Annotated in this window: 12 protein-coding genes; 10 read left to right on the forward strand and 2 right to left on the reverse strand. The window is 67.7% G+C overall.

Annotated features, from left to right (window positions below):
• The first annotated feature begins 50 nt into the window (after window positions 1–50).
• The 6 genes from ybaK (at window position 51) to ST3T6A_RS0103045 (ending at window position 5945) form a co-directional block, all read left to right on the forward strand.
• Window positions 51–524, forward strand: coding sequence for a Cys-tRNA(Pro) deacylase (ybaK, locus tag ST3T6A_RS0103020; RefSeq protein ID WP_019831412.1), 474 nt, complete (start codon window positions 51–53; stop codon window positions 522–524).
• Between the two features lie 112 nt (window positions 525–636).
• Entirely contained in the window at window positions 637–1716 is a 1080-nt protein-coding gene (locus tag ST3T6A_RS0103025) for a catalase family peroxidase (protein ID WP_019831413.1), read from the forward strand.
• Window positions 1713–2249 (forward strand): cytochrome b, encoded by a 537-nt coding sequence (locus ST3T6A_RS0103030; protein ID WP_019831414.1) that lies wholly within the window; start codon window positions 1713–1715, stop codon window positions 2247–2249. Before ST3T6A_RS0103025 ends, ST3T6A_RS0103030 begins: the two co-directional genes overlap by 4 nt.
• A 91-nt stretch (window positions 2250–2340) precedes the next feature.
• Window positions 2341–3408 carry a LacI family DNA-binding transcriptional regulator gene (locus tag ST3T6A_RS0103035; RefSeq protein WP_026359380.1) on the forward strand — a complete coding sequence of 356 codons (1068 nt, stop codon included), beginning with the start codon at window positions 2341–2343 and terminating at the stop codon, window positions 3406–3408.
• A 163-nt stretch (window positions 3409–3571) separates the two neighbouring features.
• A complete protein-coding gene (locus ST3T6A_RS0103040) occupies window positions 3572–5212 on the forward strand; it encodes a DUF5597 domain-containing protein (RefSeq protein ID WP_019831416.1) in 1641 nt (546 codons plus the stop codon).
• Window positions 5213–5297: 85 nt separating this feature from the next.
• Window positions 5298–5945, forward strand: a complete 648-nt coding sequence (locus ST3T6A_RS0103045) for an MOSC domain-containing protein (protein WP_019831417.1) — start codon at window positions 5298–5300, stop codon at window positions 5943–5945.
• 6 nt (window positions 5946–5951) lie between these two features.
• Here ST3T6A_RS0103045 and ST3T6A_RS0103050 read toward each other — a convergent pair whose 3' ends face one another.
• Window positions 5952–6209, reverse strand: coding sequence for a hypothetical protein (locus ST3T6A_RS0103050; protein WP_019831418.1), 258 nt, complete (start codon window positions 6207–6209; stop codon window positions 5952–5954).
• 130 nt (window positions 6210–6339) lie between these two features.
• On the reverse strand, window positions 6340–7953 hold the full coding sequence (locus tag ST3T6A_RS0103055) for an alpha-L-fucosidase (RefSeq protein ID WP_019831419.1): 1614 nt from the start codon (window positions 7951–7953) through the stop codon (window positions 6340–6342).
• Window positions 7954–8097: 144 nt separating this feature from the next.
• Here ST3T6A_RS0103055 and ST3T6A_RS0103060 point away from each other — a divergent pair, with 144 nt between their 5' ends.
• From ST3T6A_RS0103060 to uvrB, 4 genes are all read left to right on the forward strand, one after another.
• A complete protein-coding gene (locus ST3T6A_RS0103060; RefSeq protein WP_019831420.1) occupies window positions 8098–9309 on the forward strand; it encodes an MFS transporter in 1212 nt (403 codons plus the stop codon).
• A 44-nt stretch (window positions 9310–9353) separates the two neighbouring features.
• On the forward strand, window positions 9354–10874 hold the full coding sequence (locus ST3T6A_RS0103065) for a fumarate hydratase (RefSeq protein WP_019831421.1): 1521 nt from the start codon (window positions 9354–9356) through the stop codon (window positions 10872–10874).
• Between the two features lie 269 nt (window positions 10875–11143).
• On the forward strand, window positions 11144–11812 hold the full coding sequence (locus tag ST3T6A_RS19165; protein ID WP_019831422.1) for an outer membrane protein: 669 nt from the start codon (window positions 11144–11146) through the stop codon (window positions 11810–11812).
• A 79-nt stretch (window positions 11813–11891) separates the two neighbouring features.
• Window positions 11892–14093, forward strand: coding sequence for an excinuclease ABC subunit UvrB (gene uvrB / locus ST3T6A_RS0103075; RefSeq protein WP_019831423.1), 2202 nt, complete (start codon window positions 11892–11894; stop codon window positions 14091–14093).
• Window positions 14094–14104 lie beyond the last annotated feature (11 nt).

Consider the following 14104-nt stretch of genomic DNA (forward strand, 5'->3'; position numbering starts at 1 on the left):
GAAGAGGGCGTGGTTGACGCGGGCCGCTGCGATCCGCGATAGCCACGCCCATGTCGAAGGCCACGCGCGCCACGCAGGCGCTGGAGAAGGCGGGCATCGCCTTCTCGCTCCACCGTTACGACTATGACCCGGCGGCCGACCGCATCGGGATGCAGGCGGCCGAGGCACTGGGCGAGCCGCCGTCGCGCGTGCTCAAGACGCTGATGGCGCTGGTCGACGGCAAGCCGGTCTGCGTGATCCTGCCGTCCGACCGGGAGGTGGCGATGAAGCGCCTCGCGGCGGCGGCGGGCGGCAAGTCCGCGCAGATGATGAAGCCCGCCGATGCCGAGCGGATGACCGGCTACAAGGTCGGCGGGATCAGCCCCTTCGGCCAGATGCGCAGCGTGCCGGCCTTTCTGGAGGAGGCGGCGCTGGCGGAGGCGCAGGTCTACGTCAACGGCGGCCAGCGCGGGCTCCAGATCCGGCTCGATCCGCAGCGCATCGTCGCGTTGCTGGGCGCGAAGGCGGTGGCCCTCGCATCCTAGGGCGTATTCGCCTCCTCCTTTTTGTAACCCTGATGGAGACGGTTGCGAAACAGCTCGAACAGTGAAACGCTGCGCACCTTCAGCGTTTCGGGTTCGAGCCATGGAGCCGCCGATGCCGCCTTCTCCACCTTCGCGTAGTCCCTGGCCCGCTTTCGCGCTGATCGGCGTGGCGGTGGGCCTTCTGGTGCTGGCTTTCCTGTGGGTGGCGGGCTGGCTCCAGCCGTCGCGCATCGGTGGCGGCAAGATGGCGGATTCGCTCGAATACAACGCCGGCAAGCATCCCGGCTGGCGGCGCGCGCACACCAAGGGGCTGTGCGTCACCGGCCATTTCGATTCCAACGGCGCCGGCGTCGCATTGTCCAAGGCCAGCGTGTTCCGGGCGGGCTCGGTGCCGGTGCTCGGCCGCTTCTCGACGGGTGGGAGCGATCCCTTCGGCCCGGACGGGAGGCCGACCTTCCACTCGCTGGCGCTCGCCTTCCGCCTGCCGCGCGGCGAGGAGTGGCGGACGGCGATGGACCACACGCCGATCTTCCCCGTGGCCAATGCGGCGGACTTCGTGGCGCTCCAGATCGCGAGCAAGCCCGATCCGGTGACCCACAAGCCCGATTCGGCGAAGATGAAGGCCTATCTCGCCAAGCATCCCGAGACGCAGGCCTTCCTCGATTATATGGCGGCGGCGCCCCTGCCGGCGAGCTTCGCCACGGGGCCTTATTACAGCATCAACGCCTTCCGCTTCATCGACGGCAATGGCCAGTTGCGCGCCGTGCGCTGGCAGTTCGAGCCGGAGGCCAAGGGCGGCGATCTCGACAAGAAGACGCTGGACCAGCAGCCCGTCGATTTCCTGTTCGACGAACTGATCGCCCGGGTGAAGCAGGGCCCGCTGCGCTGGCATCTCGTCATTGTGCTGGCGGACCCCGGCGACCGCACCGACAACGCCACCATCGCCTGGCCGGCCAATCGCCGGCATGTCGACGTCGGCACGCTGGTGCTCGATCGCGCCACGCCCGAGGAGACCGGGGGGTGCCGCGACATCACCTATGATCCGCTGGTGCTGCCGAACGGCATCGCTGCCTCCGACGATCCGCTGCTTGCGGCGCGCTCGGCCACCTATGCCGCCTCCTTCCACCGCCGTGCGGTGGAGGGGCCACGCCCCGACGCGATCAGCCTTGCCGCCAAGGGAGGCCAGAAATGAGCACCCGTCCCGACCGTTTCAGCCTCGTCGCGCGCACGCTCCACTGGACGATGGCGGCGCTGATCCTCGCCATGTTGTTCATCGGCGTCGGCATGGTGTCGACCGCCGAGCCGCTCTATCCGGTCCTGCTTGCGTGGCACCGTCCGATCGGCGCGCTGATCCTCGTGCTGGCGCTCGTCCGGCTGGCCTGGCGCCTCCGCCATCCGGCGCCGCCGTTGCCGGCCGATCTGCCGGCGGTGCAGAAGCTCGCGGCGCATGGCTCGCACTGGCTGCTCTATGCCACCATGATAGCGATGCCACTGATCGGCTGGTCGATGCAGTCGGCGGGCGGCTATCCGGTGCGGCTGACGACATGGCTGGTGCTGCCGCCGATCGTGCCGCGCGACATCCTGCTCTATGGATTTCTGCGCACCGCGCACACGGTCGTCGCCTATTGTTTCTTCGCGCTGATCCTCGGCCATCTTGCCGCCGCGCTGGTCCATGCCCTGATCCGGCGGGACGGCGTGTTCGAAAGCATGGCGGGTGGACGCTAGTTATTGCGGGGAATTGTTTGCAGAGCGCTCTGGGTTCATTAGGAACAGCAACGTGCGGCCTCCCGCACGGCCTATGAATACGGAGCGCTGATTGACCCGGAAACCGACGCGCAGGCAAAGCTCGGCACCCACCATCGCCGACGTCGCCCGGCTGGCGGGCGTCTCCCCCATGACCGTGTCGCGCGTCATCAACGGCGAGACCAATGTTCGCGATACCACGCGCGAGGCGGTGAACGCGGCGATCCAGCAGCTCAACTATGCGCCCAACCCGGCGGCGCGCAGCCTCGCCGGCGCGGAGCAGATCCGCATCGGCCTGCTCTACAGCAACCCCAGCGCCGCCTATCTGAGCGAGTTCCTCGTCGGCGGGCTGGAGCAGGCGAGCCGGGCCGATGTGCAGCTCGTCATCGAGAAATGCGATGTCGGCCCGCATGAGGTGGAGGTGGCGCGCCGCCTCGTCGCCTCGGGCGTCGATGGCGTGATCCTGCCGCCGCCGCTCTGCGACGCGGCCGACGTGATCGCCGCGCTGGCCGAGACCAACACGCCGGTCGTCGCGGTGGCGAGCAGCCAGCCCGCCGATCCGGTCAATGCCGTCAGCATCGACGACTATCAGGCCGCCTTCGACATGGCGCGCCACGTCGCGCGGCTCGGCCATCGCCGGATCGGCTTCATCATCGGCAATCCCAACCAGTCAGCCAGCCTGCGCCGTCTCGAAGGCTATCGCGCCGCGCTCGACGCCGCCGGGCTGGAGCCGGACGAAGCGCTCGTCCAGCAGGGCATGTTCACCTATCGCTCGGGCCTCGACGCGGCGGAGCGCCTGCTCGACCTCGCCGACGTGCCGACCGCCATCTTCGCCAGCAATGACGACATGGCGGCGGCCACCGTCGCGGTGGCGCACCGGCGCGGGCTGGACGTGCCGGGCGACCTCACCGTCTGCGGCTTCGACGACACGGCGCTCGCCACCACCATCTGGCCGGAGCTGACCACGATCCGCCAGCCGATCGCCGAGATGTCCCGTGAGGCGGTGGACCTGCTGGTCCGGGACATCCGCGCGCGCCGCAACCACCGGCCCGAGCCGCGCCGCCATCTGCTGCTGGATTTCGAGCTGGTCCGCCGCCAGTCGGACGCGGCTCCCCGCCGGAGGCCCCGCGACGCGCACTGACCAATGGTCTGAGTTTTACGGGTGGTGATCGGCTTTCATACTTGACGCGATGCGGCCCCGGTTCGATTGTAACGCTACCAGGGACGGACGATCGGCCGGCGGACGAAGCTGCGCATGCGCGCCTTCGCCCGGCTGAGGCGGGTCTGCGTGAAGGGAGAGGTTGATGATCGAGACGATGCCGTTCGCGCGCGCGATGCGCCGGATGCTGCTGGGGCTTTCCGCGCTGGCGCTGCCGGCGATGGCGTCCGCGGCCCCGTCCGAGCTGCCGCGCATCGTCAACAAGGACGGGCATCACGCGCTCTTCGTCGACGGCGCTCCCTATCTGATGCTGGGCGCGCAGGTGAACAATTCGAGCAACTGGCCGTCCGCGCTGCCCAAAGTGTGGCCGGCGATCGAGCAGCTCCGCGCCAACACCGTCGAGGTGCCGATCGCGTGGGAGCAGATCGAGCCCAGGGAGGGCCAGTTCGATTTCTCCTTCCTCGACACCTTGCTCTCGCAGGCGCGCGATCATGACGTGCGCCTCGTGCTCCTGTGGTTCGGCACCTGGAAGAACACCGCGCCAAGCTACGCGCCGGACTGGGTGAAGCTCGACAATAAGCGCTTCCCCCGGATGCTGAACGAGAAGGGCGAGGTGCATTACGCGCTCTCCCCCTTCGCCAGAACGACGCTCGATGCCGATCGCAAGGCGTTCGTGAAGCTGATGGAGCATCTGAAGGCGGCCGATCCCGACAACCGCGTCATCATGGTGCAGGTCGAGAACGAGACGGGCACCTATCAGTGCGTGCGCGATCATTCGCCGGCGGCGGAAAAGGCATTCAACGCGCCCGTGCCGGCCGAGGTGGCGAAGCGCATGGGCGTGAAGGGCGGCACCTGGCGGCAGGCCTTCGGCGACCATGCCGACGAATATTTCCACGCCTGGGCGATCGCCAGCTATGTCGATGCGGTCGCCAAGGCGGGCAAGGCGGTGAAGCCGCTGCCGATGTACGTCAACGCCTCGGTGCCCGATCCGCTCAAGCCTAATCTCGATCCCAAGACCTATGCCAGCGGCGGCCCCACCTTCCAGACGATCGACATGTGGAAGGCGTCCGCGCCCGACATCGACGTGCTGTCGCCCGACATCTACAACCACGATCATGCGGCCTACATGAAGCTGCTCGATTTCTACGGGCGGGCGGACAATCCGCTGTTCATCCCCGAGACGGGCAACTCGAAGGACTATGCCCGCTTCTTCTTCCCGGTGATGGGCCGCCACGGCATCGGCTTCTCGCCCTTCGGGATGGACTTCACGGGCTATTTCAACTTCCCGCTCGGCGCGTCCAAGCTCGACCCGGAGACGGTGGAGGCGTTCGCCGCCAACTATCGCCTGTTCCGCCCGATGGACCGCGTCTGGGCGAAGATCGCCTTCGAGAAGAAGACCTGGGGCGTCGCCGAGCCGACCGACCCGCAGGCGCAGCACAAGCAGGAGATGGACCTCGGCCGCTGGAAGGCGACCGCCACCTTCGGGCAGGGCATGTTCGGTTTCGATCCGCCCAAGGGCAATCCCGAGCCTTCGGGCGGCGCCGTGATCGCGGAGCTGGGGCCGAACGAATATCTCGTCACCGGCTATCACACCCGCATCAACTTCGAGCTGGCCGCGCCGAAACCCGGCGAGCACATGATCATCGACCGGATCGAGGAAGGCCATTTCGATGCCGCCGGCCAATGGGTGTTCGAGCGCCTCTGGAACGGCGACCAGACCGATTACGGCCTGAACTTCACCTCGGTGCCGCAGGTGCTGAAGGTGCGCCTCGCCACCTATCGCTGATCGCGGTGCCGCGGAAACAAGCGCCGGGATGGCCGGCGGGCGCATTCGATCTGGATGCGTCCGCCAACGGATCTAAAATGGCGCGATGATGAATCTCCACTCCGTGCAGGTCGGCCGGGCCGCGCCCCTTGGGCCGGAGAATGTTCCCAGCGGCTTCGTGAAGCGTGCGGTGTCGGGGCGCATCCCGGTCGCGGCGCTGGGGCTGACGGGGGACGAGCAGGCCGATCTCACGGTTCATGGCGGGCCGGAAAAGGCGGTCTATGGCTATGCCGCCCGCCATTACGCCAGCTGGCAGGCGGAGTTTCCCGAACATGCCGCGCGGCTCACCCCTGGCGGTTTCGGCGAGAACCTGACGATCGAGGGGCTGGATGAGGACGCCATCTGCGTCGGCGACATCCACCGGATCGGCAGCGCGGTGCTGCAGGTCTGCCAGCCGCGCCAGCCCTGCTTCAAGCTCGCGCTCCGTTTCGAGGACAATCGATTGCCCAAGGCGATGGTCCGCACCGGCCGTGCGGGCTGGTACTATCGCGTGCTGGAGGAGGGCGAACTGGGCGCCGGAGACGCGGTGACGCTGGTCGAGCGGCCGCAACCGGCCTTCCGCTTCTCGCGGCTGGTGACGATCGTCAACCATGGCGCGGCGACGCCAGCGGAGATGGCGGCGCTGGCCGAGATGCCGGAATTGGCCTCCTCGCTGCGGCGGCGCGCGCAGGGTCGCTGGAAGATGATCGCCTAGGCGGGCCTAGTCGTAGCTTTTCTCCAGCTCGGCGATTTCGAACTGGTAGCTCCGCCATTTGCGCTGCTTCGAGGCTTCCTCGGCGGCGGTCTTCTTGCGTCTGGCGTCGGCGAGCGACCTGGTGTGGCCCCAGAAGACCTCGGTCTTGCCGTTGGCGAGCAGCGCGACGATCCGCCAATAATGGGTGAGCGGCGCGTTGGTCGGCCCGATGCGCTTCACATAGCCGTCGGGCATCGTCGCCGTCAGATAATATTTCCTCGCCATGGACGCCCCTTCTGGCCGCAGAGGGCCGAGGCTTTCAATGCAGGATTTCGCCTGTCATCCGGAGAGGAGCGGGGCGGATGCCCCGATCCCGCGAAGAATTTTCCCGCCACTCGTGTCAACTTCGTCAACTTCAGACGAGGCCGCGCCCCTCGATGCGCAGGCCCGGCACGAAGGCCCCGGCCACCGGCGCGGGGAGGGTGAAGCGCAGCGCGTCCTCGTCCTGCCGGAAGTCGACCGCGCCGCCGCCGTTCAGCGTCAGCTTCTCGATCACGCCGCCTGCCGCGCGCTGGCCGAGGCAGGCGATGGCCGCTTCCCCGGTCGGCCAGTCGAGCAGGAAGAGGTTGAGCCCGCCGCCGCTCGCCGTGATGCGGACGTCCTCGGCGGTGTAGGGCTTCATCGCCTCCTCGCTCTGCATCCCCGTCGGCGGCACGTTGGGGCCTTCGCCGAACACGCGCCACGGCCGCGTGCCGTAGATGCCCTCGCCGTTCACCGCGAACCAGCGGGCGAGGTCGGCGAGGATCTTCTCCTCGTCGCTGTCGATGGTGCCGTCGCCCTTGAGGGGGATCGAGAGCAGCAGGTTGCCGTTCTTCGCCACGATGTCGCAGAGGCGCTGCACCACGGCCTTGGCGGGCGTGTAGCCATGGCGCTCGAACAGCGCTCGGTCATAGTGCCAGTTGCCGATGCAGGTGCAGGTCTGCCACGGCAGCGGGTGGATGTCCCTGGCGAAGCCGCGCTCGATATCCTCGACGATGCCGTAGCGCTGATAGGGCGAGAGCTGCTTGGCGTTGAGCACGACGTCGGGCGTGCCGTGCCAGCCGATCGCCTGATTATAATAATCGGCCGCGGCCTCCAGCCCGGCGTCGCCGAAGGGCAGGCGATAATCGTCGAAATAGACTAGGTCCGGCCGATATTTGGCGACCAGATCCTTCTGGCGGGCGAGCCACTTGGCGACATAGGCGCGGCCACGGGCACCCGGCGGGGCATAGTCGATCCACTGGCCGTCATGCGCGTCGTGCCACGCGTTCATGGACTTGATCGAGCGGATGCCGTCCGGCGGCGCGAAGTACGGGCCGTTGTAGAGATCCTGCGGGTCGAGGCCCTCCCACCACTTGCCCGCGCCCTGCTCCTTGCGCAGCGTATAGGCGTCGTAGCGCTTGCCGTGGAGCGGGCCTTCGGCGTCATAGCCATAGGCCGTCTGCCACCAGTGCCAGCTATGCGCGCTGTGGTTGGAGACGCCGAACTTCAGGCCCTCGGCCCGCGCGATCTTCTCCCAGGTGCCGATGATGTCGCGCTTCGGCCCGACGCGCAGCGTGTTCCACGGCTGGTGCGCGCTATCGAAGGTGTCGAGATTGTCGTGATGGTTGGCGAGCGCCACGAAATAGCGCGCGCCGGCCTTCTTGTAGAGGCCGATCAGCGTCTCGGGTTCCCAGTGCTCGGCCTTCCAAAGATTCTCGATCTCCATGAAGCCGAACTTGCTGGGATGGCCGTAGGTCTTGACGTGATGCTCGTAGAAGGGATTGCCCTGAATATACATCTGGCGGCCGTACCAGTCGCCGAACTCGGGCACGCACTGCGCGCTCCAGTGCGCCCAGATGCCGAACTTGGCATCCCGGAACCAGTCGGGCGTCCTGTAGGCGCCGACCAGCGAGTTCCAGTTGGGCTGCACGGGCCCTGCCATCGCCCGCGTCGCACCGAGCAGGGCGGCGGTGCCCCCGGTCTGGAGCAGATGGCGGCGTGTCAGCATCCTCGAATCCCATTCATCTGATAATTCAATATAGCGCTACCAGTCCGGCACGCGAAAAGCCATTGGGGGACTCGCATGTGCGGGGCCGAGCGCCTATCTGGGCTCGCGCGCTGCGGTGCAGCACAGCCCCGATCGAGAGATGCGATGCACGACAAGCCCCATGCTTCCGCCGGACGGCCGGCCGTCGCCCCCGGCATCACGCCGGCGGTGACCTTCGCCTGCGCGGTGGCGTGCGGGGTGATCGTGGCGAACCTCTATTATGCCCAGCCGCTGATCGCGCTGATCGCGCCGGAGCTGCACCTGCGCCCCGGCATCGCCGGGCTGATCGTGACGCTCACCCAGCTCGGCTATGCGGGCGGCCTGCTGTTCGTCGTGCCGCTCGCCGACCGGGTGGAGAACCGCAAGCTCATCCTTGCGACCATCGGCATCGTCGCACTGGCGCTGGCGGCGCTGGCGGCGGCGCCTTCCGCAGAGGCTTTTCTCGCCGCATCGATGGCCGTGGGCTTCTGCTCGGCGGGCGTGCAGGTGGTCATCCCCTTCGCCGCCTCGCTGGCGCGGGAGGAGACGCGCGGGCGGACGATCGGCAACGTCATGTCGGGCCTGCTCGCCGGCATCATGCTGGCGCGGCCGGTGGCGAGCCTGATCGCGGAGGTCGCCGGCTGGCGCGCGGTGTTCGGCGTGTCGGCGGTGGCGATGCTGGTGCTGGCCCTGTGGCTCGCTCGCGAGCTGCCCGAGCGGCGGCCGGCGAGCGGCCATGGCTATGGCGAGATATTGCGCTCGATGGGGCAGATCCTGATGCGTGAGCGGCCGCTCCAGCGCCGCGCGGTCTATCAGGGTTTTGTCTTCGCGATCTTCAACCTGTTCTGGACGTCGGTGCCGCTGCTCCTCGCGGACCAGTTCGGTTTCGGGCAGACCGGCATCGCCCTCTTCGCGCTGGCGGGTGCTGCGGGCGCTCTGACCGCGCCGGTCGCGGGGCGGCTGGGCGACCGGGGTTATATCCGGCTCGGCACCGCCGGCGCGCTGGCGACGATCGCGGCCTCCTGCCTGCTGGCGGGCTGGGCGGGTGCGCTGCACTCGCTGCTGCTGCTGGTCGTCTTCGCGCTGACGCTGGACGGGGCGACGCAGGTCAATCAGGTGCTCGGCCAGCGCGTAATCTTCTCGCTGCCGGGCGAGGATCGCGGCCGGGTCAACGCCGTCTATATGACCATCCTGTTCGTGCTCGGCGCCTGCGGTTCCGCGATCGCGACGCTCACCTATCATGCGGCGGGCTGGTGGGGCGCGATGGGCGCCGGTGCGGTGCTGGGTGCGGTCGTGCTGCTGCTCTTCGCGACCGAATGGCTGGAACGGCGCGCCTAACAGGACTAAGGCGCCTCCCAAATCCATCGGACGGGAATTGAGCCGTGACCACCATCATCCGCGAAGCCGACCTGATCGAGAGCGTCGCCGACGCGCTCCAGTTCATCTCCTACTATCACCCGATGGATTATATCCGCGCGCTGGGTAAGGCCTATGAGGCCGAGCAGTCGCCCGCCGCCAAGGACGCCATCGCGCAGATCCTCACCAACAGCCGCATGTGCGCGGAAGGGCATCGCCCGATCTGTCAGGACACCGGCATCGTCACGGTGTTCGTGAAGTGGGGGCAGGGCTGCGTGCTCGATAGCGAGAAGTCGCTTCAGGAGGTCGTCGACGAGGGTGTGCGCCGCGCCTATCTCCACCCGGAGAACCGCCTGCGCGCCTCGATCGTCGCGGACCCGGCGTTCGGCCGCAAGAACACCAAGGACAACACCCCCTCGGTGATGCATGTCGAGATGGTGCCCGGCAACCATGTCGACGTGACGGTCGCGGCCAAGGGCGGCGGCTCCGAGAACAAGTCCAAGTTCGCGATGCTCAACCCGTCGGACTCGGTGGTCGACTGGGTGCTGGAGCAGCTTCCGAAGATGGGCGCGGGCTGGTGCCCGCCGGGGATGCTCGGCATCGGCATCGGCGGCACCGCCGAGCAGGCGATGAAGCTCGCCAAGGAGTCGCTGATGGGCGACATCGACATGGCCGAGCTGAAGCAGCGTGGGCCGCAGGATGACGTCGAGGCGCTGCGCATCGAGCTGCATGACAAGGTCAACGCGCTCGGCATCGGCGCGCAGGGTCTGGGCGGCCTCGCCACCGTGCTCGACGTCAAGATCGAGACCTGGCCGACCCACGCCGCCTCCAAGCCGATCGCGATGATCCCGAACTGCGCCGCCACCCGCCACGCGCATTTCCATCTCGACGGCTCCGGCCCCGCCTTCCTCGAAACGCCGAAGCTGGAGGACTGGCCGCAGGTCGAGTGGAAGCCGTCGAAGGAGGCGATCCGCGTCGATCTCGACACGCTCACCCCCGAGGTGGTGCAGAGCTGGAAGCCGGGCGACCGCCTGCTGCTCAACGGCAAGATGCTCACCGGCCGCGACGCCGCGCACAAGCGCATCCAGGACATGCTCTCGCGCGGCGAGGAGCTGCCGGTCGAGTTCAAGGGCCGCGTGATCTATTATGTCGGCCCGGTCGATCCGGTGCGCGACGAGGTGGTCGGCCCGGCCGGCCCCACCACCGCGACCCGCATGGACAAGTTCACCGGCATGATGCTCGATCAGGGCCTGCTCGCGATGGTCGGCAAGGCCGAGCGCGGGCCGATCGCGATCGAGGCGATCAAGAAGGCCAAGTCGGCCTATCTGATGGCGGTCGGCGGGGCGGCCTATCTGGTCAGCCGCGCGATCAAGGCGTCGAAGGTCGTCGGCTTCGAGGATCTCGGCATGGAGGCGATCTACGAGTTTGACGTGGCTGACATGCCCGTCACCGTCGCGGTCGATTCCACGGGGACAAGCGTCCACGCCACCGGCCCGCTGGTGTGGCGCGAGAAGATCGCGAAGGAAAAGCTGCTCGAAAACGCCTGATCGTCAGCTCGGCATGACAGGGAAGGGGAGTTCCGCCAGCGCGGGGCTCCCCTTCGTCATGAGGGACGCCCCTGCATTGCCGTGCCACGGCCGCAACCCCGCCCCATTTCGTTCATGGGGGTGACAGAAACCGTGCCCCGCAGGTCACAGTTTCACTAAGGCTCGGGGAAAACGGGATATTCCGAGGAACGATCAAGGCCTCTGATCGGCTGACCTCCCAGGCGCCGCCCGCGACGGTGGCGTCCTGATGGTAGCTTATGAGGTCTTGTATGAAGACGATCCTGTTCGCGTCGGCCGCGCTTCTGGTGGCGACTGGCGCCCCCGCTCTGGCCCAGCAGACGGCCGCCCCGGCCGACGGCCCCACCTTCGCCGGCCCCCGCGCCGAGTTCTTCGGCGGCTGGGATCGCGTCGGTACCCGCACCCGCTTCGACGACGGCACCACCCGGGTGACCGACCGCTCGCACCGCAACGGCGCGACCGCGGGCGCGCTGCTCGGCTACGACATGCCGGTGGGCGATCGCTTCGTGGTGGGCGCCTTCGGCAGCTATGCGATCTCGACCGCGAAAGATTGCAGCTACGGCGCGCCGGCGGGCGAGCTGAACGGTTGCCTCAAGGCCGGCCGCGAGATTGAAGGCGGCGCGCGCTTCGGCGCGAAGATGGGCGACAAGGCGCTCGTCTACGCCAAGGGCGCCTATGTGAACGGCCAGCTCCGCGGCACCTTCTCGGACGGCGTCGACTATGTCTCCGGCCACGCCAATCGCGACGGATGGCGCGCCGGCGCGGGCGTGGAATATGCCGTCAACCGCCACGCTTATGTGAAGGCGGAGTATGACTACACCCGCTTCAAGAGCTTCGGCGCCGACGAGATCGGCCTTGCCGACACGCGCGTGCGGTTCGACCGGAACCAGGTGCTGGCGGGCGCCGGCATCCGCTTCTGACCGACGGGCCCCGCCCGCCTGATACGGGCGGGGCCAGACCGCCGTTGCGGCGTTCGCCTTTCGTGCCCATATTTCGATCATGCCGATCGAGATTCGCACCAGCCTTGAGGAAACCGACCTCGGGCAGACCTTCGTGCCCCACCGGCCCAATCGCCCGGAAAAGTCCGAAGGCGGCAAGCCCTTTCGCCTGGTCTCCGATTACGAGCCCTCGGGCGACCAGCCGACCGCCATCGCCGAGCTGACCGCCGCCGCCGACGAGGGCGAGCGCACGCAGGTGCTGCTGGGCGTCACCGGCTCGGGCAAGACCTTCACCATGGCCAAGGTGGTGGAGAAGCTCCAGCGGCCGGCGCTGGTGCTGGCGCCGAACAAGATCCTCGCCGCCCAGCTCTATGGGGAGTTCAAACAGTTCTTCCCCGACAATGCGGTGGAGTTCTTCGTCTCCTATTACGACTATTACCAGCCCGAGGCCTATGTCCCCCGGTCGGACACCTACATCGAGAAGGAAAGCTCGGTGAACGAGGCGATCGACCGGATGCGCCATTCGGCCACGCGCTCTCTGCTGGAGCGCGACGACGTGCTGATCGTGGCGTCGGTGTCGTGCCTCTACGGCATCGGCTCGGTCGAGACCTATTCGGCGATGACCTTCGCGCTCAAGAAGGGCGACACGGTCGACCAGCGCGAGCTGATCCGCAAGCTGGTGGCGCTCCAGTACAAGCGCAACGACGCCGCCTTCGCGCGCGGTGCCTTCCGCGTGCGCGGGGACAATCTGGAGCTGTTCCCCTCGCACTATGAGGACACCGCCTGGCGCTTCACCTTCTTCGGCGACGAGATCGAGAGCATCACCGAGTTCGATCCGCTCACCGGCAAGAAGGTGGCGAACCTCGATTATGTGAAGGTCTACGCCAACTCGCACTATGTGACGCCGGGGCCGACGCTCAAGCAGGCGACCGAGGCGATCCGCCACGAACTTGGCGAGCGGCTGAAGGAGCTGGTCGGCGCGGGGCAGTTGCTGGAAGCGCAGCGGCTGGAGCAGCGCACCAACTTCGATCTGGAGATGATCGCGGCGACGGGTTCGTGCGCGGGCATCGAGAATTACAGCCGTTTCCTCACCGGCCGCCTGCCCGGCGAGCCGCCGCCGACCTTGTTCGAATATCTGCCCGAAAACGCCATCCTCTTCGTCGACGAAAGCCACCAGACGGTGCCGCAGGTCGGCGGCATGGCGCGGGGCGACCATCGGCGGAAGATCACGCTGGCGGAGTATGGCTTCCGCCTGCCGTCGTGCATCGACAACCGGCCGCTGCGCTTCAACGAGTGGGACGCGATGCGCCCGCAGACCATCGCCGTCTCCGCGACGCCGGGACCGTGGGAGATGGAGCAGGCGGGTGGCGTCTTCGCTGAACAGGTCATCCGCCCCACCGGCCTGATCGATCCGCCGGTCGAGGTGCGCCCGGTCGAGCATCAGGTCGACGATCTGGTGCAGGAATGCCGCGACACCGCCGCCAAGGGCTATCGCGCGCTGGTGACGACGCTCACCAAGCGCATGGCCGAGGATCTGACGGAGTATCTCCACGAAGCGGGGCTCAAGGTCCGCTACATGCACTCCGACGTCGAGACGCTGGAGCGCATCGAGCTGATCCGCGACCTGCGGCTCGGCGTCTACGACATCCTCGTCGGCATCAACCTGCTGCGCGAGGGGCTCGACATCCCCGAATGCGGGCTGGTGGCGATCCTCGATGCGGACAAGGAAGGCTTCCTCCGCTCCGAGACCTCGTTGATCCAGACGATCGGTCGCGCCGCGCGTAACGCCGAGGGGCGCGTGATCCTCTATGCCGACAGCATCACCGGCTCGATGGAACGCGCGATGGCCGAAACCGAGCGCCGCCGCGAGAAGCAGCAGGCCTACAACCTCGAACATGGCATCACGCCCGAGACGGTGAAGCGCAACGTCACCGACATCGTGGCGCACCTCGCCAGCCGCGATCAGGTGACGGTCGACACCGGCATCGAGGACGCGCCGCACATGGTCGGCCACAATCTGCGCGCCTATATCGAGGATCTCGAAAAGCAGATGCGCAAGGCCGCCGCCGATCTGGAGTTCGAGGAGGCCGGCCGCCTGCGCGACGAGATCCGCAAGCTGGAGCAGGAGGAGCTGGGCCTGCCGGTCGAGCAGCATCGCGCCGCCCCACGCGGCAACTCCACGCTCGGCAAGCCCGGCACGCGCCAGACGCGCTACGGCAAGGCCAAGCAGGTGCGGGCGGAGAAGCGCGCGCGCGGTCGGTAATCGGCGGCGTT

The organism is Sphingomonas sp. PR090111-T3T-6A (assembly GCF_000383095.1).
GTDB lineage: Bacteria > Pseudomonadota > Alphaproteobacteria > Sphingomonadales > Sphingomonadaceae > Solisphingomonas.